A 22237-nucleotide genomic window follows, 5' to 3' on the forward strand; every position below is an offset into this window, starting at 1 on the left:
GGGCACAGGGACGCCACGCCGCACGGCATCCGGCTGCGGAGGGGCTGGGGGACATGCCGCGCTGGTCGGCGTGGTGCACACCCTTGCGGGATGCCGACGGGGCGATTCCGGCGCTCGCCTTCCGGGGCAGGTCCGGCGACTGAGACGGTCCGGCCGGCCGAGCCGGGTTTGATCTTCATGGTCCCCCGTGCACGTACGGGTGGCCGCAGCGAGCCGATCAGTCGTCGATCGGCTTGCGGCAGCGCACGTGCTCTCCTGGGCGGCAGAGCGAGAAACACCAGGTCATCACCCTTTTGCCCCCCGTCTCGGCACCTGGTCCGCGGTGACGGCCGTGATGCGCCCGCGGCCGGAGGATCCGGCCGCCATGAGACGCGTGGCCTCCCCCCAGGACGAAGATCACTGGGGCTGGCGCAAACGGTCTACGCGCACATGCTTGACCGATCGACCTGCGGCATCGTAGCTTCGAACGAACCGACTCGTGGAGCTGCTGGAAGGAGGCGAAGTCGGATGTCGATCATCTCCGAACTGTCTCGCCTCGCTCACCAGATCGCCTGGGCTCCGGGTCGCGTTGCACACGGCTGCTGAGCGGCCCCCCTTCGTCGGCGTGCCCTTTTGCGGCCCCGGCTTTTTCTGATTTCTGTCACCGGCTGCGGCACGTCGTTGCGTGCTGATCAACGCTCCGGGTTCTTGAGTTGCGCCACCGAAAGAGAAAGCTCCTCACATGGCGACTAGGACATTCAGGTCGATCGCACACCGAAGTGGTGATATGCCATGGTAGCGGCACGCATCACAGTGAATGGGGAAGAAAAGCAGATTTCCCCGGCTGCGCCCCACACCACGGTGCTGGACTTCCTGCGCGATCGTGGCCTCACCGGCACCAAGGAGGGATGCGCCGAGGGTGAGTGCGGCGCCTGTTCCGTCCTGGTGGCCCGTCCCGGGGTGAACAAGCCGACCGACTGGGTGGCGGTCAACGCCTGCCTGGTCCCCGTCGCGTCGCTCGACGGTCAGGAAGTCATCACCTCCGAGGGTCTCGCCACCGCCGGCGAACCCGGCACACCGCCCGCGCTCCACCCGGTGCAGGAGGAGATGGCCGTCCGTGGCGGGTCCCAGTGCGGATACTGCACACCGGGATTCGTCTGCAGCATGGCCGCCGAGTACTACCGGCCCGACCGTTGTGCGCACGACGAGGGTTCGGCCGACCACGCCGAGGGCGACGCCGAGCACGGTCCGAACGGTTTCGACCTGCACTCGCTGAGCGGAAACCTGTGTCGCTGTACCGGCTACCGTCCCATTCGCGATGCCGCGTTCGCCGTCGGCGAGCCCACCGACGAGGACCCGCTGGCCCAGCGCCGCGAACAGGCCCCGCCTGCCGCGGTCGCCACTGAGTACTCGCAGGACGACAGCACGTTCCTGCGCAAGGACACCCTGGCCGAGACGCTGCAGGTGCTGCGCGAGCGGCCCGACGCGGTGGTCGTCGCCGGCTCCACCGACTTCGGCGTCGAGGTCAACATCCGTTCCCGCAGGGCGGAGTGTGTGGTCGCCATCGACCGGCTGCCCGAACTGCGGGAGCTGCGCGTCGAATCCGACTACATCGAGATCGGGGCGGCGCTGACGCTCACCGAGATCGAGCGCCGCCTCGACGGCGATGTCCCGCTCCTTGCCGAGCTGTTCCCGCAGTTCGCCTCCCGGCTCATCCGCAACAGCGGAACCCTCGGCGGAAATCTGGGCACCGGTTCGCCCATCGGCGACAGTCCGCCGGTGCTGCTGGCGCTCGAGGCGTCGCTGGTGCTCGCCGACGCCGACGGTGAACGCGTGGTCCCGCTGGCCGACTACTTCACCGGCTACCGGCAGAGCGTGCGCCGCCCCGGCGAGCTGATCCGCGCGGTGCGCGTCCCGCTGCCGCTGTCGCCGATCACGGCCTTCCACAAGATCGCCAAGCGGCGCTTCGACGACATCTCCAGCGTCGCGGTCGCCTTCGCGCTCGACATCGAGGGCGGTGTCGTCCGCAAGGCGCGCATCGGCCTGGGCGGCGTCGCCGCCACCCCGATCCGCTCCTTCGCCACGGAAGAGGCGCTGGAGGGCAAGCCCTGGTCGGCGGAGACGGTCGAGGCCGCGGCCCGCGTGCTGCGGGGTGAGGGCACGCCGATGAGCGATCATCGCGCGAGCTCCCTCTACCGTTCCGCGATGCTCGGCCAGAGCCTGCTGAAGCTGTACGCACAGACCACCGAGGCGGTGTCGTCATGAGCCATCTGTCCGAGCGTCCCGAGAAGCCCGTAGTCGGCGTCTCGATGCCGCATGAGAGTGCCTTCCAGCACGTCACCGGCACCGCGCTGTACACCGACGACCTGGTCCAGCGCACCAAGGACGTGCTGCACGCCTACCCGGTCCAGGTCATGAAGGCCCGCGGCCGGATCACCGCGCTGCGCACCGAGCCCGCGCTCGCCGTGCCCGGTGTGGTGCGGGTGCTGACCGGCGCCGACGTGCCCGGCGAGAACGACGCCGGCATGAAGCACGACGAGCCGCTGTTCCCCGACGAGGTCATGTTCCACGGCCACGCCGTCGCCTGGGTGCTCGGCGAGACCCTGGAGGCGGCCCGGCTCGGTGCCGCGGCCGTCGAGGTGGACCTCGAGGAACTGCCCTCCCTGGTCTCGCTGCAGGACGCGATCGCGGCCGAGAGCTATCACGGCGCCCGGCCCCTGATGGTGCACGGCGACATCGACGCCGGCTTCGCCGACTCCGCGCACGTGCTCACCGGCGAGTTCCAGTTCGCCGGCCAGGAGCACTTCTATCTCGAGACGCACGCGGCGCTGGCCCTGGTCGACGAGAACGGGCAGGTGTTCATCCAGAGCAGCACCCAGCACCCGTCCGAGACGCAGGAGATCGTCTCGCACGTGCTCGGTGTGCCCGCCCACGAGATCACCGTGCAGTGCCTGCGGATGGGCGGAGGCTTCGGCGGCAAGGAGATGCAGCCGCACGGCTTCGCGGCCATCGCCGCGCTCGGCGCCAAGCTGACCGGTCGTCCGGTCCGGTTCCGGCTCAACCGGACGCAGGACCTGACCATGTCCGGTAAGCGGCACGGGTTCCACGCCAAGTGGAAGATCGGCTTCGACGCCGATGGCCGCATCCAGGCCCTCGACGCCACCCTGGTCGCGGACGGCGGCTGGAGCCTGGACCTGTCCGAGCCGGTCCTCGCCCGCGCGCTGTGCCACATCGACAACACGTACTGGATCCCCAACGCGCGCGTCGCCGGTCTCATCGCCAAGACCAACACGGTCTCCAACACCGCCTTCCGCGGCTTCGGCGGACCGCAGGGCATGCTGGTGATCGAGGACATCCTGGGCCGCTGCGCGCCGTTGCTCGGACTGGACCCGATGGAGCTGCGGGAACGCAACTTCTACCAGCCTGGCCAGGGCCAGACCACGCCGTACGGACAGCCGATCACGCAGGCTGAGCGGATCTCCACCGTCTGGCAGCAGGTGCAGGACGACGCCGGCATCGCCGATCGCAAGCGCGAGATCGCGGCCTTCAACGCCGCTCACCCGCACACCAAGCGGGCCCTCGCGATCACCGGCATCAAGTTCGGCATCTCGTTCAACCTCACCGCCTTCAACCAGGGCGGCGCGCTGGTGCTGATCTACAAGGACGGCTCGGTCCTGATCAACCACGGCGGCACCGAGATGGGCCAGGGCCTGCACACCAAGATGATGCAGGTGGCCGCGACCACGCTGGGCATCCCGCTGCACAAGGTGCGGCTGGCCCCGACGCGCACCGACAAGGTGCCCAACACCTCCGCCACCGCCGCCAGTTCCGGTGCGGACCTCAACGGCGGCGCGATCAAGAACGCCTGTGAGCAGCTGCGCGGGCGGCTGCTGCAGGTGGCCGCCTCCCAGCTGGGCGGGAACGCCTCGGACGTGCGCATCGTCGAGGGCGTGGCGCGAGTCCTGGGCAGCGACAAGGAGCTGGCCTGGGACGACCTGGTGCGCACCGCGTACTTCCAGCGGGTCCAGCTGTCGGCGTCCGGTTTCTACCGGACCGAGGGGCTCCACTGGGACGCGAAGTCGTTCCGGGGCTCGCCGTTCAAGTACTTCGCCCACGGCGCCGCCGCGACCGAGGTCGAGGTCGACGGCTTCACCGGCGCGTACCGCATCCGCCGCGTGGACATCGTGCACGACGTCGGCGACAGCCTGTCCCCGATGATCGACATCGGTCAGGTCGAGGGCGGTTTCGTGCAGGGCGCGGGCTGGCTGACGCTGGAGGACCTGCGCTGGGACACCGGTGACGGCCCCAACCGCGGCCGGCTGCTGACCCAGGCGGCGAGCACGTACAAGCTCCCGAGCTTCTCGGAGATGCCCGAGCAGTTCAACGTCACGCTGCTCGAGAACGCCACCGAGGAGGGGGCGGTGTACGGGTCCAAGGCGGTGGGTGAACCTCCGCTGATGCTGGCGTTCTCCGTGCGCGAGGCGCTGCGGCAGGCCGCCGCCGCGTTCGGGCCCGCGGGAGCCAGCGTGGACCTCGCCTCGCCCGCGACGCCGGAGGCGGTGTACTGGGCGATCGAATCAGTCCGTGGGGCCGACGCGAAGCGCGACGTCAGCGAGATCCCCGCCGGCGTGACCGCTCTGAGCAATGCCTGACATGACGTGGGTGGCCGCGGTCGCGCGGTTGCGAGCTCGCCGGGAACCCGGCGTGCTCGTGACCGTCGCGACCGTGCGCGGCCACGCGCCCCGCCTGGCCGGTGCCAAACTCGTCGTGGGTCTGACCGAGACCTGGGGTTCGATCGGCGGCGGCAACATCGAGGCCGTGGCGATCGACCGGGCCCGCGAACTGATCGCCACGCCCGATCCGGAGCCGGAGCTGATGGAGTTCGCCCTCAACGACAAGGTCACCAGCCGGCACGGCGTGCAGTGCTGCGGCGGAGCCGTCTCCGTGCTGCTCGAACCGCTGCCGGTGGTGCAGGCGGTGGCGGTCTTCGGCGTCGGTCACGTCGGGATGGAGCTGGCGCGCATCCTGGCCCGCCACAGCCTGGATCTGCACCTGATCGACACCCGTCCCGACATGCTCGCCGACGAACGGCTGGGCGTGCTCGCGGACGCGGTGGCGCAGGTCCACGTGCACCACGTACCGCTCCTTCCGGAGGAGGTGCTCGCGGAGCTGCCCCCCGGCACCCACGTCCTGATCATGACCCACGATCACGCCGAGGACGCCGCACTGTGCGACGCCGCCCTGCGCACCTCCGGTCTCGGCTCGATCGGGCTGATCGGCTCGTCCGCCAAATGGGCGCGGTTCCGCAAGCGCCTGGCCGACGAGGGCGGCCACGACGCCGCCACCATCGACCGGATCAAGACGCCCATCGGCCTGACCGAGATCACGGGCAAGGAACCCGCCACGATCGCGGTGAGCGTCGCGGCGGACCTGCTCCGGACCTTCGAGCAGGACCACCAGTGGGCGATGCTGAACTCGGTTCCGGCGGTACCCGAACGCTCCGCCGGCCGTTAGAACACATCCCGGCCGCCGGGCACCAGGCGGCCGGGCACCGGGCGGCCGGGCACCGGGCGGCCGGGTGAACGTCCGCGATCGAGGCGTACCCTCTCGGCGACGGGACGCCGAAGTCGACATGCCGACGGCGTACGCGTGCCGGCCGGTCGTGCCCGAGTCCGACGGGGCTGAACCTGCGCCGACGGTGCCGCCCTCGGCCTCGGCGGCCGCCCCCCACCGGCGCTACGCCGCCGCCATGCAGGACCCCGAGGGCAACGAATTCGACGTCGTCTGAGGGCCGTTGCGACCGGTGCCGGCCACAGCCAGGCGCCTCGGTGAACTCGGCCCCGGCGAACCGGGCATGGCCGATGCTGATCCTGGCCGCGAACGGGTCCGTGACGGCTCGGAGCACTTCGTTCAGCAATTCCTCCGTGAGGTGAGTGCCGCGGTGGTCGAGGTCCGCACCAGGGTGGAGGGCGGCGAGACGGCCGGCGCGGTCGGCCTCGCCGAGATGGGCCAGGCAAGCGGTGCAGGGCTCGGCGAGACGGCCTCGGCACCCGACGTGGTCGGCGGCCGCGGCACCGTACCCGCAGTGCGGCCAGGCAGGGGGGTCCACGGCTGCGCCGGCCCACGCGGCCTCAGTAGCGCTGTGCCTTGGCCAGGACCGGGGTCAGTTTCGGCTCTGCCGGCTCATGGCTGAAGGCGATGGGCTGCTCCTTCTTCCCGGGCGCGAGATTCTCCGCGCCGACGTACCGCGTCTCGACCACCTTGCCGTCGGAGTTCTTGAAGTCGATCTGCACGGCGTAGGAGGCTTTGCTGTCGGTCTTGTTGGTGATCGTGACCAGTACGGCCAGCACTCCCCCGCTCTGTGCCCTCGGAATCCCCGTCATGCCGACCTCGGAAAGGGCATTCCCCCGGCCTTCGACGTTCTTGAGTTCCTTTTCCGCTGCCGCGCTCCGACGCTGGGTCTCGGCTTCCACCGATGCCTCGAACTCGGAGGCGCGCGCCGAGGCGGACGACGCCGCGGCGGAGGCGGAAGCCCGGGCCGAGCCGATCGCCGAGGCGGCCGAGGACGCCAGGGCCGACGGCGGCTCGCCGGAGAACGATGAGGCGTTCGGCGTGCGGGTGGCGCCGGCCGTGGGCGAGGCACCTGCGCCCTCGCCGTTTCCGTCGCCACAGGCCGTGAGCCCACCGGCCAGCAGAAGGCCGCCGAGAGCGCTTCCCACGAGGATCCGGCGGCCGGCCCTTACAGAGCCTTTGTGTCGGGTCACAGACATGGTGCCGTCCCAGGGGTGCGAGGGGACGGGGTGCCGTCCCAAGGGTTCGTTGGTCCTGGTCTCCATCGTCGGCACCGGGTCCGGCACCCGCGAGTCGGGGACGGCCGATCCGCGGCGCCCGCGAGTGACCGGATGACTTCGCCGGGTGTGCACTCGTCGCGTGTCAAGTCCCGAATATCAGGAACATGTGCCGTCTCGCCCGCTTCGGCGTAATGGAAGCAGGCCGGAAACACCAGCCGGCCCGCCAGAACCGTTTCGGAGAATTCCTGGCGGGACCGACCGGCTGGACCGGGGACCGATAACAGGGCTCCTGAACCCTCAGGGGCTGACAGTAATCGTTTCAGCAGAGGAGAAAATCATGAACCGCATTTCTCGCAAGCAGCGTTTCGCCATGCTGGCCGCCACGGCCACTCTGGCCGCAGGCGGAGCGCTTCTGCCGTCCGGCGCCTTCGCCGCACCAGCCGCCCCGCACCCGCAGGTCGTAGCAGCGGCCGAGGCCAACGCCCACCAGCTCACAGATCAGAACAAGATCACAACCGTCATCAAGACCTCGACCCGTACCAGTACCAAGCAGCTGCCCGGCGGCAGGCTTCAAATCACCATTACCAAGACCACGACCGTCATCAAGATGAAGGATGATCAGGTGATCTCGAAGAAGGTCACCACGGTCAAGCGCCAGAAGACCGTCGACATGGAATTCCACAACGGAAATCACCACCGCCACAACGATGCGAACGCGGATGATGAATAGGGAATAGGTCGGCCCTTCCGACCCACGGCCGGCCCTGGCCGGGCGCCACGAAAGGCAGCCCGGCCAGGGTCGGACCGGGCGACCCGCGCGTGGACCGGAGCCGGGTGCCGGTGGGCTCGTCAACCGCCGTGTGCCAAAAAGCCCGCGATCGGCATGTGCGCCCTCATGACCACCGCCACGGCGGCGCCCGACCCGGTGCCGGCTCGGGCCGGGGAAGCCGGGACGGCAGCCTCCGGCTATCTGAACCTGCAGCAGTGCGTGTACTACGCGGCATCGCTCACCGATCACTTCACGACGGTGCTCACGCCGAGCGGTGACGGCCGGTACTCCACCGGCACCAAGCTCTCAGGCACCCCGGACACCCAGCCCTCGTGCGGCCCCGGCAACGGCAACGGCAACCACGTGCCCATCACCCTGCTGCCGGGCGTCAAGGCGCTGGACCTGCGGGCCGGCCGCTTCCTCAACCTGCACCAGTGCGACTACTACTACGGCCGGAACACCGACCATTTCGCCGGCTTCGTCACACCGAGCGGCGACGGCCGGTACGCGACGGGTACGAACGTCTCCAACTCCCCCGACACCGCCGTGACGTGCGGCCTCGGCAACGGCAACCACGTGCCCCACCAACCGCTCTCGGGCGTCGAGGCCCTGGACCTGAGCGCGGGCCGCTACCTCAACCTGCACCAGTGCGTGTACTACTCGGAGGCGGACACCAGCCATCTGACGACGGTGGTGCCGACCTCCGACAGCAGGTTCGCGACCGGGACGAAGGTCTCCGACAGTGCCGGCACCAGGCCTGCCTGCGGCCCCGGCGACGGAGACCACGTGCTCGTACCGCTGCTGTCCAGCGTCAGGAGCTTCCCGCTGGCCTGAGAGCAGCCCCGTGCCCTCTGGCCACAGGTACGCGGAGGACACTCAGTCGAGACAGAACTCGTTGCCCTCGATGTCCTGCATCACGATGCATGAGTCGTTGCCGTCGTACAGCAGCCGCTGGCGTACCGCGCCGAGCGGGACCAGCCGCGCACACTCGGCTTCGAGCGTGGCCAGGCGCTCCTCGCCCACGAGGCCGGTGCCGACCCGCACGCAGAGATGCACCCGGTTCTTGACGACCTTGCCTTCGGGAACGCGCTGGAAGAACAGTCGCGGGCCCACACCGCTCGGATCGACGCAGGCGAACCATGCACCCTGATCCTCAGGAGGCCGGGAGCGGTCGAACTCCTCCCACGTGTCGAAGCCTGCCGGCGGCGGCGCCACGACGTACCCCAACACCTCGCACCAGAAGCGAGCGACGCGCTCGGGTTCCGCGCAGTCGAAGGTGACCTGGAACTGCTTGATCGATGACACCGGCGCACCATAACAGGAGACTCGGACGCCCATCTCCCGGCAGGGGTCTGCTTCTTGACCTCGACGGGCGACGCGCGGACCGGACCAGGTTTTCCGCGCGGAACTGGACCTCACTCCTGGGCCGGTGCCCGCCTAGCGTCGGAGCGAGTGATCAACAAGCCCGCAAGCGACAGGTGGTACGCCGGTGATCGTGATAGCCCATCTCAGCGACACTCACATCGACAGTGAGCCGCGCAGCGTCGAGCGTGCCGAGGCCGTCATGCGTTACCTGGAGGACCTGCCGTACGACCTGGACGCGGTCCTGGTGACGGGAGACATCACCGATCACGGCCTGCCGGCCGAGTACGAGCGGGCCCGTCGGCTGTTCGCCTCGCGCCACCCGGTGATGTTCTGCCCGGGCAACCACGACAGGCGTGCGGCCTTCCGCACCCACCTCCTGGCCGAGGCGAGTGCGACGAGGCCGGTCAACCAGGCGCAGACGCCGGTCAACCAGGTGCATCGAAGCGCCGATGTGGTCATCGCGATGTGCGACTCATCGGTTCCGGGGAAGGACGAGGGGTTCCTCGCGGACGAAACCCTGGCGTGGCTCGAAGACGTCCTGGACCGGACCTCCGACGAGACGCCCGTGCTGATCGGGTTCCATCATCCGCCGGCGCGGTTGCACATCCCGTTCATCGACGGCATCCGCCAGTTCGGTGCCGAGCGGCTCGCGGCCCTGGCCGACCGGCACCGCAACATCTCGGCATTCCTCTGCGGCCACGCGCACACGGGCGCGGCGACCGTCTTCGCCGGACGCCCGCTGCTGGTGGCCCCCGGAGTCGTCTCCACCACGCGCCTGCCCTGGGAACAGCGTGCGCACCCGCAGGACCATGTCCACCTGGGCCACGCCCCTGCGCTCGCCTTCCACATCCTCGACGACGCGGGGCAGCCGACCACGCACTTCCGTCAGATTCCCGTGTGAGCGGGGCCGGACGGCGCCCGCCCCGGTGCACCCCGCCGCGGCACGGTCCGCCGGTGCCGCGGGGCAAGCGCACAGGAGGGGCTGCGTCCCCGTGTGTGGTGGCCGCATCGGCAGGCGCCGCACGCGCCACCGGTCCGGACGCCTGGCCTCACAGAGGCGCGCCCGTCACGTACGAGGTCATTCACCGACTCCGCCAGGAACGCCCGGGAGTCACCGACGACGACACCTTCCATCAGAACGGCGATGTCCGGAAGGCAGCGGGACCGGTCGATCGCCGTCAACCAGCCAGGAGGTTCGCCTCGGCCGTGCGGCGGAGGGCGTTACGTCTCCGGTATGACGCGGCCGGACACGGCGGTCGACGAGGGTGGGGTTCTCACTGTTGCGGAGGAGGGAACCCTGATGGACTGGCTGGACCGGGCCGGCCGGCTCGCCGCGTACGGGGCGGCGCTGGTGATGACGCCCTACCTGTTGATCAAGGTCTCCTGGGTGGTCGGCGCCCTGTCGGGACTGCTGCCGATCGGCGACGGATTCGAGCCGGCCGGCTGGGTGGTGCTCAACACGGCGACGATCGGCATGGCGGTCCTCGGGATCACCATGGCTCTCGCCCTCGTACGGCCCTGGGGAACGCGCATACCCGGGCCCCTCGTGGCGTTCGTCGCCTGGGTGGGTTCTGGATTCCTGGTCGCCCTGTTGCCGTACGCCGTCCTGGACTCCCTGCTGGGCGGGTCGGACGGTGAACGGCCGAGCGACAGCCACGGCCCGTCGATGCCGGGCTGGGAGGACGTGCTCATCCAGATCAGCTTCGTAGGGATGGGGCTGGGTCTGGCGATCGCCCTGCCCGCGTACGTGCGGCGGCGCTGGCCGCACGTGTTCGCCGGCCGGTCCGGCTCGGGCGGCCGGCGCGCCGCGCTGGCGGCGGCGGGCGTCGGGACGGTGATCGGCGTCGTCTGGCTCTACTGGGCGGTCGGCGGCCCGGCCGGTATCGCTCACCCGGCCGGCCGGGCGATCAGCTGGCGCTTGCTGAACGGCGTGTGCGGGCTGTGGGCGCTGACGGCTTCCGCTGCCACCTGGTCGCTCGTGCGGAACCGGCCCACCCGGCTGCCACGTCGGGTGCCCGTGACGCTCGGCTTGCTGGGTACGGGCTCACTCTTCGCATGGAGCGGCTGGAAACTGCCTCTCACGCTGTACGTGGCGACGGCCCGTCCCGTGGGCACGTCGCTGCCCGAGAACCTCGCCGTCGCGGCCGTTCTGCATGCCGCCGCCGCGGCGGCGGGCGCGGTCATGTGGCCGGCGGTGATCGGGAGGCGGACCCGCGAAGGCACGGCACCCGGTCTTCCTCAGACCTCGCCCGGACCCGCGGACTGACGGGATGAACCTTTCCGGGCCCTCCGGCGTCACAGGGGTGACCGAATCGAAGGGGCTACCATGATCGCCGGACGTTTCCGTTCTCGTTCCCTGTCCGCCGCGGCGCTGACCGGGACTCTGCTGTGCGTTTCCACCGCCTGTGGGGACGCGCACACCGCGATCTCCGCCAAGACGCCCGGGAGCGCCGGTGCACGGAGCGCGGCGGCATGGCGGGAACCCGCCTCGTACGCCTACACACTGACGTCGACCACACAGGTTCTGGCGGGGACCTTCCGGATCGAGGTCCGCGACGGCGCGGTGACGAAGGTCGTCGGGCTCGACGAGGACAGCCGGCGCCAGGCACGGGAGCAGCGCATCGAAGTGCCCACGATCGGCGAGCTGTTGGACAGGCTGGAGAAGGCCCGCGAGGACAACGCCGAGGAAGCGGACGCACGGTTCGCGGCCGACGGGCGGCCGGTGCGGATCTCACTGGACCGGGACAGGAACACGATCGACGACGAGGCCCTCTACCTCATCAGCGCCTATGAACCGGCCCCCGCCGGCTGACCCACGCCGGCTGCCCCACTCCGACAGTGGCCGTCGGCCGTGGGGTATCGGCCGGTTCGCCCGTCGGTGCAGCCTCGGGTGATCCGCTCCGCACGCACACCCCGCCCTCCCGCCCTCCGGTCTCGCGGTCAGGCGCGAGTCTCTCCTTCGGGGGTTCGCTCGGTGCGGCCGACCGCGAGGCGGAGGAGCCGTCGCCAGTTCACCGGCTCGGGGACCACGACGCCCGGGCGGTCGCGCGGCACGAGGACCCGCAGTGCGCCCGGGCGCAGCGAGCACACGACCGGCGTGGGCATCCTGAGCGCCTCGCCGTCCACCGCGACGGCGATCTCTCCGGCGGCGGAGGTCACCTCGACCCGCTGCGCCGTCGTGACGGTCAGTCCCGTGGACTGCGAGCCCCGCACCGCGAGGTCCGCGGCCTGCGCCGCGCTCTCCACCCGGATCCCCAGCACACCCAGTTCACCTCCGTCGAGCCGGGGCCGGCGGCCGCCGCCGGCGAACTCGTCGGGTGAGACGTACGGGTTGTTGCTGACCAGCAGCGCCTGCTGGGACGAGAGCGCGGTGCCGTCGATCGTTGCGTCGAGTCGCCGTACCTCCTCGCCGAGCAGGTCCGGCATGAGGTTCAGCGCGGTGCCCGCCTTGTCGTCGCGGTACTCGGGGCGCTGTACGACGTCCGCGTAGACCCCGAACGACACGGTGTTGACGAAGGCCCGGCCCGCGACATCGCCGAGATCGACCCTGAGTTCCTCGCCGTCGGTCAGCGCGTCGAGACAGCGGACGGGTGCGGTCCGGTCGAGGCCCAGGTCCATGGCGAAGTGGTTGCGGGTGCCGGCGCAGATCACGAGGAACGGCAGGTCGTGCTCTGCGGCGACCGCGGCGACCAGCGCCTGGGTGCCGTCGCCGCCCGCCACGCCGAGCAGGTCCGCGCCCTCGGCCACGGCGCGGCGAGCCAGCGCGGCGACGTCGGGCCGGACGGCGGGGTCGAGCAGGATCACCCGCGCGCCCAGGTCCTCGGCCCGCTCGACGAGACCGAAGCGGCCCACCTTCCCGCCACCGGACTTCGGATTCATGATGAGCACCGGCCGCACCGGCCGGGGCGCGGCGGTCGCCCGCATCGGCCGCTCCGGGGACGACACGCGCAGCGCCGCCCGGGCGCAGACCAGGGTTCCGCCCCAGCACAGGCTGGAGACCAGTGCCGTCAGCCACAGGCCACCCTGGGTGAAGAGCACCAGGACGCCGATGGGCGCGGCGACCGCGGTCAGCGCCCCGAGCAGCCGCACCGCGCCGCGGTGCGCGAGGAACCACCAGAGGCCGGCGGCGCAGACCATCAGCCCGAGGAGTCCGGCCCCGGCGATCAGCAGCCCGCCCTGGCCCAGCGCGCGCATCAGGACGGCCGCGGCGCCGATCGCCGCCAGCACGGCGAGGCGTGCGAGCAGCCGCGCCGTCGCGTCCCCTCGGGGCCGGGCAATCCGGGTCCCTTTGATGTCACCCTCCCGCGTCGTGGTGATCCGCTCGGCCGAGTCCGTTGTACCAGCTGTGCTCTCCCGAAGCCGACAGCGTTCCCGCCAGGGCGTCCGTGGTTCGTCTTGGGTACGAGCCGTCCTTGCCGGCCGCCCGAGGCGCACGGCTCGGACGGTTCGGCGCGGCCGCCCCGTGCCGGAGCCGGTCGGGGACACGCGTCGTCCGGGGCCGGTTTCAGCTGTCCCCCGCCGGCGGGGCTTCCGGCCGGGCGGACCGGTCGCCGGTCGTCGCCGCGGACCGTGTGGCTACCAGTTGTGCGGCGGCGTTGTCCAGCAGGGTGTCCAGGACGACCGGGTAGGCGCTGTGGGGCATGCGGGCGGCCAGCAGACGGGCGGTGGCGGCGATGTGGGGGTAGGACTCCGCGGGGAGCCGGGCGTACGTGGAGGTCCACATCTCCTCGTCCGTCGTACGGGCCTCCTCCGCCAGGGCGAGGGCTCCGGCGTCGAGGGCGGCGAAGGCGAGGCTCAGGTCGATGAAGGCGTGGTAGAGGCGGACCGCGGCGACGTCCGGGAAGCCGGCGGTGCGCAGGATGCCGAGGATCGTCTCGTCGACCGCGATCTCCCGGGGCCGGCCGGTGACCCGGCTCGCGGTCAGGGCGGCCGCCTGCGGATGGGCGAGGTACGACGAGTGGATGGCGAGCCCGAGGGCGCGCAGGTCGGCGCGCCACTCGCCGGCCGCGGACCAGCTGTCCAGCGCCCGTCCCATCAGCTCCTCACCGATGGCGCGGGTCAGGTCGTCCATGCCGGCGAAGTAGCGGTAGAGGGTGCTGGGGTCGGCGCCGAGCGCGGTGCCCAGCCGGCGCGCGGTGAGGCCGGTACTGCCGTGCTCCCGCAGCACGCGCAGGGCGGTGTGCACGATGAGCCGCTCGGACAGCACCGTGCCCTGCTGAGTCGGCCGGCGCCTGCGCCGCGCCGGTTCCGGCACCACTTGCTTGGCCATGCCCACCACTCCACCTCGTCGCCACGGCGGCGATCCTTATGCCAACACAGTTGACCCTACCTGGAGCCGTGCCGTTGCATCAGGGCATCTCGTTGACGTGTGTCTGAGAGAGGTGTGTGACATGCGAGTACTGCTCGTGGGCGCGGGCGGCGTCGGAACCGCCGTCACCCGGATCGCGGCCCGCCGCGACTTCCTGACCCGGATGGTCGTGGCGGACTACGACCTGACCAGGGCCGAGGCAGCCGTCGCCGCGCTCAAGGAGCCCGGGGAACGGTTCAGCGCGCGGCGCCTGGACGCCTCCGACGAAGAGGGCGTACGCAGGCTGCTCGCCGAGGAGGGCTGCGACGTCCTGTTGAACGCCACCGATCCGCGGTTCGTGATGCCGCTGTTCCGCGCGGCGCTCGCGGCGGGTGTGCACTACCTGGACATGGCGATGTCCCTGTCCGCCCCGCACGCCGAGCGCCCGTACGAGGAGTGCGGCGTGAAGCTCGGCGACGGTCAGTTCGAGCTGGCGGACCGATGGGCGGACTCCGGCCGGCTGGCTCTGGTGGGCATGGGGGTGGAGCCCGGTCTGTCCGACGTCTTCGCCCGGTACGCCGCGGACGAACTCTTCGACGACATCGAGGAGATCGGTGTCCGCGACGGAGCCAACCTGACCGTGGAGGGCTATGACTTCGCCCCCTCCTTCAGTATCTGGACCACGATCGAGGAGTGCCTGAACCCTCCGGTGGTCTACGAGAAGGACCGTGGCTGGTTCACCACGGAGCCGTTCAGCGAGCCGGAGGTCTTCGACTTCCCCGAGGGCATCGGCCCGGTCGAGTGCGTCAACGTGGAACACGAGGAGGTGCTGCTCATCCCGCGCTGGGTGGACGCGCGCCGGGTGACGTTCAAGTACGGCCTGGGCGACGACTTCATCGCCAAGCTGAAGACCCTGCACGAGCTGGGCCTGGACTCCACCGCGAAGGTCACCGTCCCCGGTGAGGGCCGTCCCGTGGGGGTGTCGCCGCGTGACGTGGTCGCCGCCTGCCTGCCCGACCCCGCCACCCTCGGCGAGCGGATGACCGGCAAGACATGTGCGGGCACCTGGGTGAAGGGCACCAAGGACGGCGCTCCGCGCGAGGTGTACCTCTACCACGTGGTCGACAACCAGTGGTCGATGCGTGAGTACGACTCCCAGGCCGTGGTCTGGCAGACGGCCGTCAACCCGGTCGTCGCCCTCGAACTGATCGCCACCGGTGCCTGGTCCGGTCAGGGCGTCCTCGGCCCCGAGGCCCTTCCGCCCCGCCCCTTCCTCGACCTGCTCGTCGAGTACGGCTCGCCGTGGGGTCTGCGCGAACAGGGCTGACACCGGCAAAGCGGCGGCGCGCCGCCGGGGTCCTCGGAGCGAGGGGGCCAAAGCGGCCGGCGGCCGCGGGAGCCCCGGGACGGCGCTGTCGCCCGCCGGTGTCCGCCGGTGGCGGGCGGCCGGCGGCGGGGTCCCCGGCTCACCGGCGGGGCCGGGTCGGCCCGGCCGGGGGTTCCTGCGCCAGCTTCTCCTTCTCCGCCTTGAGCTTGCGCCACACCGTGCCGAGGGCCTCTATGTCGTCCTCGTCGAGGAGGTCGGTGAAGACCGGCGCCAGGACCTCGCGACGGGTGGCGTCGGCCTCCTCGAAGGCACGGCGGCCCTCGGCGGTGAGCGAGACCTCGATCGACCGCGCGTCGCGCTCCGAGGGAGTACGGGTCACCAGCCCCCGGCCCTGGAGGGCGTCCACGACCCGGGAGACCTGGCTGCGGCTGAGCATGGTGCTGTTGCCGAGGACGGAGGCGGGCACGGGATCGGGACTGGACGCCAGCCAGAGCATCACCTCGAACCACGAGACGGGCAGATCGTGGGCCTTGACGAGGGCCCGGTCCACGCGCTCGGTCATCACCGTGCCGGCCCAGACCAGGCCGTAGAAGGCGTAGTCGGCGGCGGGCATCTCGGCCTGGGGCAGCTTCTTCGGCATGGGACCGAGTATAGGCGTGTTGCGTGCGCACACACATAAAGCTATGTTGTGTGTGCACGCACATAAACCGCTGTGAGAGGCTCCGCCATGTCCGCCACCCCCCGCACCGTCCTGATCACCGGCACCTCCTCCGGCATCGGCCTCGCCGCCGCCGTCGCCGCCGCCCGGGCCGGCTGGCGCACGGTCGCCACCCTCCGCGACACCTCCCGCGCCGGCGCCCTGCGCGAGGCAGCCGCCGAAGCGGGCGTCGAACTCGACATCCGACAGCTCGACGTCACCGACGAGGCCTCCGTCACCGCCGCGGTCGACGGCGTGATCGCCGACTACGGCCGCCTCGACGCCGTTGTCAACAACGCGGGCGCCGGCCACCTGGGCACCCTGGAGAACGACTCCATGGAAGACATCCGCGACGTGATGGAGGTCAACTTCTTCGGTGTGCTGAACGTCTCCAAGGCCGCGCTGCCGCACCTGCGCGTCGGCGGCGGCCGCCTGATCACCGTCACCAGCGTCGGCGGTGTCATCGGGCAGCCCTTCAACGAGGCGTACTGCGCGGCCAAGTTCGCCGTCGAGGGCTACATGGAGAGCCTGGCCCCCGTCGCCCGGACCCTGGGCGTGAGCGTGTCCGTCGTGGAACCGGGCGCCGTGGCCACCGAGTTCGTGAACAACATCGGCGTGGACATCGAGGCCGACCTCGACGCCGGGCCGTACACGGGCGCCCTGCGCCGCTACATCGACCGTACCGTCGAGCAGTTCCTGGACGGCAGCGCCCAGACCCCGGCCTCGGCGGCGGAGTCGGTCATGGAGGCCCTCCACGCCGACCGGCCCGCCTTCCGGATCCAGACCACCGACTGGGCCCGCACCTTCGTCGGCACCAAGCTGGCCGACACCGACGGCTCCGCGGTCCAGGGCCTCACCGGCGCCTGGGTCGCCTGACCGGCCCGGCACTCGCCTCCGCCGGACCACGGGCCGTCGTCGAGGCGGGAGGCGTCACCGGTTGTCCGTGGCCACTGATAGCGTGCCGCCTCCTGCCAACAAGATCACGAAAGGACGGCGGCCATGCCGGAAATGACGCGCCACGAAGTCGGCGAACAGCGCATGACCGAGGCCCTCGACGACATCGCCGGACGGGCCCGGCGACGGTGGCACGGGATGCGCTACGGCGACCCGTCACCACGGCAACTGCAGCAGCTGGGCGACGAACTCGTCGACCACGTCGCCGCGCGCACGGTGCGGGCGCCCGCGCTCGACGAGACGTCACGGGTCGCACTGGAGACCGCGGCGCACTGTGCTCTGGGGGCGCTGAGCATCGGGTGCTTCCCCAACGGCGACCAGGAGGTCGTCCTCCCTCTCGTCGGCGAGCGGCTCAGCAGCGAGGACATCGCCTTCGGTGACGTGGTCGACCACGCTCCGACGGCCAGGACCTGGCTCGACGCCTTCGAGCTGTGTCTGGTCAGCGGGCTGGTGTGGGACTGGCAGCGGGTGATCGGCCTGCTTCTGCGCGGTGACTACGCGCCCGCGATCCGCGACGGGGTGCCGTACTCGGAGCTGACCTCGGCGTCCGACCCGGCGGATCTGGCGGCCATGGACGCCCTGTGCGGCTACCTCACCGAGGCGCAGGGCCACCTGCCCCGCGACTGGCCCACCGTGCCGCTGTGCAAGCCGGACGCCGACGAGCGCGCCGACGCCGCCCGGAACCTGGACGCGGCAGGCTCGCCGACGCCCGACCAGCGCCTGCTGCGCGTGCTCCTGGACGACGACCAGGCCGCCTTCGAGCAGGCACTCACGGCCCGGCTCGACGAGCACCGGCGGAACGTGGGACCCGACCCCGCCCCCGGTTCCCTGCTGCCGCTCGGCACGCTCGCCCTTGCCGCCCTCGCGGTGCAGGCGCACGGCTGGGAGCTCGGCGTCCGCTCCGGCTACCTGCCCGACGACCTGCTGGGTTCTCCCCAGGCCCTGCAGCAGGCGGAGGCCATCGGCGTCAACGACCTGGGCTACTGGGCCGCCAAGTAGCCGCCGGGCGAGGGCCTCGGCCGACGGGCGGTGACCCGCAGGCCCTACGACGGCCCCGGGCCCCGGCCACGGCGGTACAGCCCCAGCGGAAGGGCACCTCACCACCGGCACCGGGGTGACGGATCCCTCACGCGCCGCTTGCGAAGAGGTCTGGACCCGCCCTCTCGCCGGGGCCGATCGTAACGACATGAGCGATCCCCGCACGGCACCCGTCGATCCCGCCGGGTCCCACCACGCCCACGATCCCTCGGACGGTTGCGGGGCGCCGGGGCCGGCCTCCGGTTCGCGAGCGGCCACCGGGGACGGGGCTTCGGTCGGCGAGGCCGGTGAGGTCCGCCGCTTCTGGGGCCGGCTCGGGCTTCCCGGGCTGGTCGACGTCCACACGCATTTCATGCCCGAGCGAGTCCTGCACAAGGTCTGGGACTACTTCGACGCGCAGGGACCGCTGACCGGTCGGCTCGAGTGGCCGATCACCTACCGGAAGGAGGAGGCGGAACGCACCGCTCTTCTCCGGGAGTTCGGCGTCCGTGCCTTCACCGCGATGCTCTACCCGCACAAGCCCGGCATGGCGCGGTGGCTGAACGCATGGGCGGCCGACTTCGCCCACCGCACACCCGACTGTCTGCACACCGCCACCCTCTTCCCCGAGCCGGGCGTCGAGGCGTACGTACGCGAAGCCGTCGAAGCGGGCGCGCGCGTGTTCAAGGCACATGTGCAGGTGGGGGCGTACGATCCGGCCGACGAGCTGCTCCAGCGGGCATGGGGAGTGCTGGCCGAGGCACGGATCCCCGTGGTGATCCACTGCGGCTCGGGACCCGCGCCCGGCAAGCACACCGGGCCCGGGCCGATGGCGCGGGTGATGGCGCGGCACCCGAAGCTGCGGCTGATCGTCGCGCATCTGGGGATGCCCGAGTACGAGGAGTTCCTCGGCCTGGCCGAACGGTACGGCGAGGTCCGGCTGGACACGACCATGGCGTTCACCGATTTCACCGAGGGATTCATGCCGTTCCCCCGCCACGCGCTGCCCCGGCTCGCCGAGCTCGGCGACCGCGTCCTGCTCGGCTCCGACTTCCCCAACCTCCCCTATCCCTACGTGCACCAGCTCCACGCCCTGGAGCGGCTGGGTCTCGGCCGGGGGTGGCTGCGGGCCGTGTGCCACGACAACGCGGCGCTGCTGTTCGGACTGTGAGGAGGGCCCGCACAGCACGTCGACTTGTCGGGCAGGCGACCTTGCCTATCCTGTGGGTGTGGTCCACGGCCTCTTCGCGGCGACCGAGCATGCGGCGGCGGATCGCCGGGCATCGGCTGGGCACGAGACATCCGCGCCGGAGGAGAACAGCCCATGAAGATCCATCTGACCAGCGTCTTCGTCGATGACCAGGCCGAAGCCCTGCGTTTCTACACCGAGGTCCTCGGCTTCGTGAAGAAGTACGACGTCCCGGTGGGCGAGAAGGACCGGTGGCTGACCGTCGTCTCCCCGGACGAGCCCGGCGGCACCGAACTCCTCCTGGAGCCCGCGGGTCACCCCGCGGTCAAGCCCTACCGCGACGCGCTCGCCCAGGACGGCATCCCGGTCGCCCAGTTCGCGGTCGAAGACGTGGAAGCCGAGTACGAGCGCCTGCGCGCCCTCGGCGTCCGCTTCACCCAGGAGCCGCAGGAGATGGGCCCCGTCACCACCGCCGTCTTCGACGACACCTGCGGCAACCTGATCCAGATCGCCACACAGCCCCGGTAGCCGGGTACAGCACGGCCGGGAGCGGTCGCCGGGCGGCGGCGAATATCCGGTCGAGGCCGGGAGCGGTCATTGTTTAGGGTGTCCCGTCAGGTCAGTGGGAGCACATGGGGGAGATTCGATGACCGCTGTCTCGCAGCGCATACCGACGAGCATCGCCACCGAGCGGCTGGTTCTGCGCCTGTTCGCACCGAGTGACCTGGACGACCGGTACGCGTACCAGTCCCTGCCGGAGGTCGCGCGCTTCCTCTACCGTCCGCCGCTCACCCGCGAGGGCTGTGCCGAGTCCATCGCCGCCCGGGCCGGCGGGACCGCCTGGCAGGCCGACGACGACGTGCTTCTGCTGGCCGTGTGCCGGGCGGACGAACCGGGTGTCATCGGCGAGGTCGTCCTCACTCTCACGAACGCGCGCGCCCGGCAGGCCGAGATCGGCTGGGTCTTCGACCCGCGGCACGCCGGACAGGGCTACGCCACCGAAGCGGCGCGCGCCCTGGCCTCGCTCGCCTTCGGCCAGTTGGGCGTCCACCGGGTCTTCGCCCGCCTCGATGCCCTCAACACCGGCTCGGCCCGCGTGTGCGAGCGTCTCGGCATGCGCCGCGAGGCGCTTCTGATCGACAACGATCTCGACGGAGACCGCTGGGGAACCGAGTGCGTCTACGCGATCCTCGCCCGTGAGTGGTCGGACTGACGCCGACCGCCCCTGGGCATCAGCCCTGCGCCCGGCCTGATCCGAACGAGAGGCCCTGGTCCTCCACCAACGCCGCCACCAGGCGCGTCATGGAGGGCCGTGGGTCAGGTGTGCCTGCCCAGCTGGTCATCAGAAGGTGGTGGGCGGTACCGACGACGGCGAGGGCCACGGTGTGCGGGTCGCTGGTCCGCGCCAGCCGGCCGAGCTTCTGCTCGTCCTCCAGATAGCCGGTGATGGACTCCTGGATGGCGGCGAAGCCGGGCGCCCCGCTCTCCAGAGCCTCGCGGATGCGCAGCGCGGCCGCGGGACGGGTCATGGCGAGGCCCGATATGGCGGGGCCACCGGAGTCGAAGAGCGCGAGCGCGACGGCGTCGAGATTCCCCGCCACCGTGCCCTGCCCGGCAAGCCCCGACAACGCCCGTGCCTTCGCCGCCGTCCGCGCGAACCGGTCGAGACAGAGCTCGGCCACGAACTCGTCGAGCCCGGCGAAATGCGCGTGCAACAGGCCCTTGGCGCAGCCCGCCTCGGCGGTGACGGACCGGCTGGTGAGCGCGCCGGGGCCGCCCTTCTCCACGACGCGCTCAGCGGCCGCGAACAGCCGCTCGCGTACGTCAGGCGTCGCCACTCCGCGCGGTGCCATAGGTCATGCTCCTGTTCCTCCCAAGGCCCAACTCCTCCGATGATAGCGGGGATTGCCAGTATGGGCAGCTGCCCATACTGTTTGGGCGTACGCCCATACCCGGTCGTCCACCACAGGAGGCACCCGTGCCGGAGGTCGTCAACACCGAGCAGGCACAAGCATGGAACGGCCCCGAAGGCGCCCACTGGGCCCGCCATCAGGACCGCTGGAACGCCGTCAACGAGGGCTTCGACGAGCCGCTGCTCGACGCGGCCGGAGTCACCGGGGATCACCGGGTCCTGGACCTCGGCTGCGGCTCCGGGCAGACCACCCGCCTCGCCGCGCTCCGGGCGTCCCGGGGCAGCGCGCTGGGCCTGGACCTGTCCGCCCCGATGCTGGCCGAGGCGCGGTCCCGCGCGGAGCGCGAGGGCATCACCAACGTCTCCTTCGCCCAAGGCGACGCGCAGGTGCACCCCTTCGAGACGGACGCGTTCGACACGGCGATCAGCCGCTACGGCGTGATGTTCTTCGCCGACCCCGTAGCGGCGTTCCGCAACGTCGGCCGGGCCCTGCGGCCCGGCGGGCGCCTGGCGTTCGTGTGTCCGGCCGAGGCCACGCTCAACGGCTGGGTGACGGCGATGGCGTCGCTGCGCGGCCTCCTGCCCCTCGGCGACTTCGGGAGGCCGGGACTGCCCGGCATGTTCTCCCTGTCCGCGCCGGACCGCATCCGCGACGTCCTCACCACCGCCGGATTCACCGGCGTAGCCGTCGACCGGGCCCAGGCCCACGGTACTTGGGGACACGGAGCCGAGGACGCCGCGGAGTTCCTGCTGGGCACCGGTCCCGGGCGCCACCTGATGGAACAGGCCGACGCGACCGCACGGGCCCGCGCCCGCCGCACCCTGACGGAGCATCTGCGCGACCATGTGGTGGCGGACGGCACCGTCCGGCTGCGCAGCACGTCATGGCTGGTCACAGCCGACCGCCCGGCCGGCCCGTCGGACCGGCCGTAGGCACCGCCCGCCGCCGG

General features: G+C 71.3%; 22 protein-coding genes. 16 read left to right on the forward strand and 6 right to left on the reverse strand.

Annotated elements, in window-relative coordinates; translation table 11 throughout:
* Positions 1-771: 771 nt before the first annotated feature.
* The 4 genes from FHS34_RS37525 to FHS34_RS37540 all read left to right on the forward strand — a co-directional run bounded on the left by FHS34_RS37525 (position 772) and on the right by FHS34_RS37540 (position 5767).
* Complete coding sequence (locus FHS34_RS37525; RefSeq protein WP_184974108.1) at positions 772-2244, forward strand: xanthine dehydrogenase small subunit; 1473 nt, start codon at positions 772-774, stop codon at positions 2242-2244.
* Positions 2241-4631 (forward strand): xanthine dehydrogenase molybdopterin binding subunit, encoded by a 2391-nt coding sequence (gene xdhB / locus FHS34_RS37530; RefSeq protein ID WP_184974110.1) that lies wholly within the window; start codon positions 2241-2243, stop codon positions 4629-4631. The genes FHS34_RS37525 and xdhB overlap by 4 nt, the downstream gene beginning before the upstream one ends.
* Before the next feature lies 1 nt (position 4632).
* Positions 4633-5493 (forward strand): xanthine dehydrogenase accessory protein XdhC, encoded by an 861-nt coding sequence (gene xdhC / locus FHS34_RS37535; protein ID WP_184974112.1) that lies wholly within the window; start codon positions 4633-4635, stop codon positions 5491-5493.
* A gap of 118 nt (positions 5494-5611) precedes the next feature.
* Positions 5612-5767 (forward strand): hypothetical protein, encoded by a 156-nt coding sequence (locus tag FHS34_RS37540; RefSeq protein ID WP_184974114.1) that lies wholly within the window; start codon positions 5612-5614, stop codon positions 5765-5767.
* A 343-nt stretch (positions 5768-6110) separates the two neighbouring features.
* Here the strand turns inward: FHS34_RS37540 and FHS34_RS37545 are convergent, their stop codons facing one another.
* Positions 6111-6749 carry a hypothetical protein gene (locus FHS34_RS37545; RefSeq protein WP_184974167.1) on the reverse strand — a complete coding sequence of 213 codons (639 nt, stop codon included), beginning with the start codon at positions 6747-6749 and terminating at the stop codon, positions 6111-6113.
* A 358-nt stretch (positions 6750-7107) separates the two neighbouring features.
* Here FHS34_RS37545 and FHS34_RS37550 point away from each other — a divergent pair, with 358 nt between their 5' ends.
* Together FHS34_RS37550 and FHS34_RS37555 are read left to right on the forward strand one after the other, a co-directional pair.
* Positions 7108-7500, forward strand: a complete 393-nt coding sequence (locus FHS34_RS37550) for a hypothetical protein (RefSeq protein WP_184974116.1) — start codon at positions 7108-7110, stop codon at positions 7498-7500.
* 165 nt (positions 7501-7665) lie between these two features.
* Positions 7666-8373 carry a hypothetical protein gene (locus tag FHS34_RS37555; RefSeq protein WP_184974118.1) on the forward strand — a complete coding sequence of 236 codons (708 nt, stop codon included), beginning with the start codon at positions 7666-7668 and terminating at the stop codon, positions 8371-8373.
* A 42-nt stretch (positions 8374-8415) separates the two neighbouring features.
* Here the strand turns inward: FHS34_RS37555 and FHS34_RS37560 are convergent, their stop codons facing one another.
* Positions 8416-8844: a VOC family protein gene (locus FHS34_RS37560; RefSeq protein WP_184974120.1), complete on the reverse strand. Its 429-nt coding sequence runs from the start codon at positions 8842-8844 to the stop codon at positions 8416-8418.
* 184 nt (positions 8845-9028) lie between these two features.
* On the opposite strand from FHS34_RS37560, the gene FHS34_RS37565 reads away from it, so the two are divergent.
* The 3 genes from FHS34_RS37565 (at position 9029) to FHS34_RS37575 (ending at position 11716) form a co-directional block, all read left to right on the forward strand.
* Positions 9029-9805: a metallophosphoesterase gene (locus FHS34_RS37565; protein WP_184974122.1), complete on the forward strand. Its 777-nt coding sequence runs from the start codon at positions 9029-9031 to the stop codon at positions 9803-9805.
* 399 nt (positions 9806-10204) lie between these two features.
* Complete coding sequence (locus FHS34_RS37570; protein WP_184974124.1) at positions 10205-11170, forward strand: hypothetical protein; 966 nt, start codon at positions 10205-10207, stop codon at positions 11168-11170.
* A 60-nt stretch (positions 11171-11230) separates the two neighbouring features.
* Positions 11231-11716, forward strand: coding sequence for a DUF6174 domain-containing protein (locus FHS34_RS37575; RefSeq protein ID WP_184974126.1), 486 nt, complete (start codon positions 11231-11233; stop codon positions 11714-11716).
* Positions 11717-11844: 128 nt separating this feature from the next.
* On the opposite strand, the gene FHS34_RS37580 is transcribed toward FHS34_RS37575, so the two are convergent.
* Together FHS34_RS37580 and FHS34_RS37585 are read right to left on the reverse strand one after the other, a co-directional pair.
* Positions 11845-13182 (reverse strand): diacylglycerol/lipid kinase family protein, encoded by a 1338-nt coding sequence (locus FHS34_RS37580; RefSeq protein WP_372478640.1) that lies wholly within the window; start codon positions 13180-13182, stop codon positions 11845-11847.
* 226 nt (positions 13183-13408) lie between these two features.
* A complete protein-coding gene (locus tag FHS34_RS37585) occupies positions 13409-14173 on the reverse strand; it encodes a TetR/AcrR family transcriptional regulator (protein WP_184974128.1) in 765 nt (254 codons plus the stop codon).
* A gap of 121 nt (positions 14174-14294) precedes the next feature.
* Between FHS34_RS37585 and FHS34_RS37590 the strand changes: the two genes are divergently transcribed.
* Positions 14295-15518: a saccharopine dehydrogenase family protein gene (locus tag FHS34_RS37590; protein ID WP_184974130.1), complete on the forward strand. Its 1224-nt coding sequence runs from the start codon at positions 14295-14297 to the stop codon at positions 15516-15518.
* 139 nt (positions 15519-15657) lie between these two features.
* On the opposite strand, the gene FHS34_RS37595 is transcribed toward FHS34_RS37590, so the two are convergent.
* Positions 15658-16158, reverse strand: coding sequence for a MarR family winged helix-turn-helix transcriptional regulator (locus FHS34_RS37595; protein WP_225817803.1), 501 nt, complete (start codon positions 16156-16158; stop codon positions 15658-15660).
* A gap of 87 nt (positions 16159-16245) precedes the next feature.
* Between FHS34_RS37595 and FHS34_RS37600 the strand changes: the two genes are divergently transcribed.
* The 5 genes from FHS34_RS37600 to FHS34_RS37620 all read left to right on the forward strand — a co-directional run bounded on the left by FHS34_RS37600 (position 16246) and on the right by FHS34_RS37620 (position 20588).
* Entirely contained in the window at positions 16246-17091 is an 846-nt protein-coding gene (locus FHS34_RS37600; RefSeq protein WP_184974132.1) for an SDR family oxidoreductase, read from the forward strand.
* 123 nt (positions 17092-17214) lie between these two features.
* Positions 17215-18168, forward strand: a complete 954-nt coding sequence (locus tag FHS34_RS37605) for an immunity 49 family protein (RefSeq protein ID WP_184974135.1) — start codon at positions 17215-17217, stop codon at positions 18166-18168.
* A 187-nt stretch (positions 18169-18355) separates the two neighbouring features.
* A complete protein-coding gene (locus tag FHS34_RS37610; RefSeq protein ID WP_184974137.1) occupies positions 18356-19357 on the forward strand; it encodes an amidohydrolase family protein in 1002 nt (333 codons plus the stop codon).
* A gap of 153 nt (positions 19358-19510) precedes the next feature.
* A complete protein-coding gene (locus FHS34_RS37615; protein WP_184974139.1) occupies positions 19511-19903 on the forward strand; it encodes a VOC family protein in 393 nt (130 codons plus the stop codon).
* 118 nt (positions 19904-20021) lie between these two features.
* Complete coding sequence (locus FHS34_RS37620; protein ID WP_184974141.1) at positions 20022-20588, forward strand: GNAT family N-acetyltransferase; 567 nt, start codon at positions 20022-20024, stop codon at positions 20586-20588.
* A gap of 19 nt (positions 20589-20607) precedes the next feature.
* Here FHS34_RS37620 and FHS34_RS37625 read toward each other — a convergent pair whose 3' ends face one another.
* The gene (locus tag FHS34_RS37625; protein WP_184974144.1) at positions 20608-21228 is read right to left on the reverse strand and encodes a TetR/AcrR family transcriptional regulator; all 621 of its coding nucleotides are present in this window, start codon (positions 21226-21228) and stop codon (positions 20608-20610) included.
* A 125-nt stretch (positions 21229-21353) separates the two neighbouring features.
* Between FHS34_RS37625 and FHS34_RS37630 the strand changes: the two genes are divergently transcribed.
* Entirely contained in the window at positions 21354-22220 is an 867-nt protein-coding gene (locus FHS34_RS37630; RefSeq protein WP_184974146.1) for a class I SAM-dependent methyltransferase, read from the forward strand.
* Positions 22221-22237 lie beyond the last annotated feature (17 nt).

The sequence above is a fragment of the Streptomyces echinatus genome, from assembly GCF_014203595.1.
GTDB classification, from domain to species: Bacteria; Actinomycetota; Actinomycetes; order Streptomycetales; family Streptomycetaceae; genus Streptomyces; species Streptomyces echinatus.

Coding starts and splice junctions, on each gene's coding strand:
- FHS34_RS37525 (WP_184974108.1), top strand. CDS start 772: ATGGTAGCGGCACGCATCACAGTGAATGGGGAAGAAAAGCAGATTTCC.
- xdhB (WP_184974110.1), top strand. CDS start 2,241: ATGAGCCATCTGTCCGAGCGTCCCGAGAAGCCCGTAGTCGGCGTCTCG.
- xdhC (WP_184974112.1), top strand. CDS start 4,633: ATGACGTGGGTGGCCGCGGTCGCGCGGTTGCGAGCTCGCCGGGAACCC.
- FHS34_RS37540 (WP_184974114.1), top strand. CDS start 5,612: ATGCCGACGGCGTACGCGTGCCGGCCGGTCGTGCCCGAGTCCGACGGG.
- FHS34_RS37545 (WP_184974167.1), bottom strand. CDS start 6,749: ATGTCTGTGACCCGACACAAAGGCTCTGTAAGGGCCGGCCGCCGGATC.
- FHS34_RS37550 (WP_184974116.1), top strand. CDS start 7,108: ATGAACCGCATTTCTCGCAAGCAGCGTTTCGCCATGCTGGCCGCCACG.
- FHS34_RS37555 (WP_184974118.1), top strand. CDS start 7,666: ATGACCACCGCCACGGCGGCGCCCGACCCGGTGCCGGCTCGGGCCGGG.
- FHS34_RS37570 (WP_184974124.1), top strand. CDS start 10,205: ATGGACTGGCTGGACCGGGCCGGCCGGCTCGCCGCGTACGGGGCGGCG.
- FHS34_RS37575 (WP_184974126.1), top strand. CDS start 11,231: ATGATCGCCGGACGTTTCCGTTCTCGTTCCCTGTCCGCCGCGGCGCTG.
- FHS34_RS37585 (WP_184974128.1), bottom strand. CDS start 14,173: ATGGCCAAGCAAGTGGTGCCGGAACCGGCGCGGCGCAGGCGCCGGCCG.
- FHS34_RS37590 (WP_184974130.1), top strand. CDS start 14,295: ATGCGAGTACTGCTCGTGGGCGCGGGCGGCGTCGGAACCGCCGTCACC.
- FHS34_RS37595 (WP_225817803.1), bottom strand. CDS start 16,158: ATGCCGAAGAAGCTGCCCCAGGCCGAGATGCCCGCCGCCGACTACGCC.
- FHS34_RS37600 (WP_184974132.1), top strand. CDS start 16,246: ATGTCCGCCACCCCCCGCACCGTCCTGATCACCGGCACCTCCTCCGGC.
- FHS34_RS37605 (WP_184974135.1), top strand. CDS start 17,215: ATGCCGGAAATGACGCGCCACGAAGTCGGCGAACAGCGCATGACCGAG.
- FHS34_RS37610 (WP_184974137.1), top strand. CDS start 18,356: ATGAGCGATCCCCGCACGGCACCCGTCGATCCCGCCGGGTCCCACCAC.
- FHS34_RS37615 (WP_184974139.1), top strand. CDS start 19,511: ATGAAGATCCATCTGACCAGCGTCTTCGTCGATGACCAGGCCGAAGCC.
- FHS34_RS37620 (WP_184974141.1), top strand. CDS start 20,022: ATGACCGCTGTCTCGCAGCGCATACCGACGAGCATCGCCACCGAGCGG.
- FHS34_RS37625 (WP_184974144.1), bottom strand. CDS start 21,228: ATGGCACCGCGCGGAGTGGCGACGCCTGACGTACGCGAGCGGCTGTTC.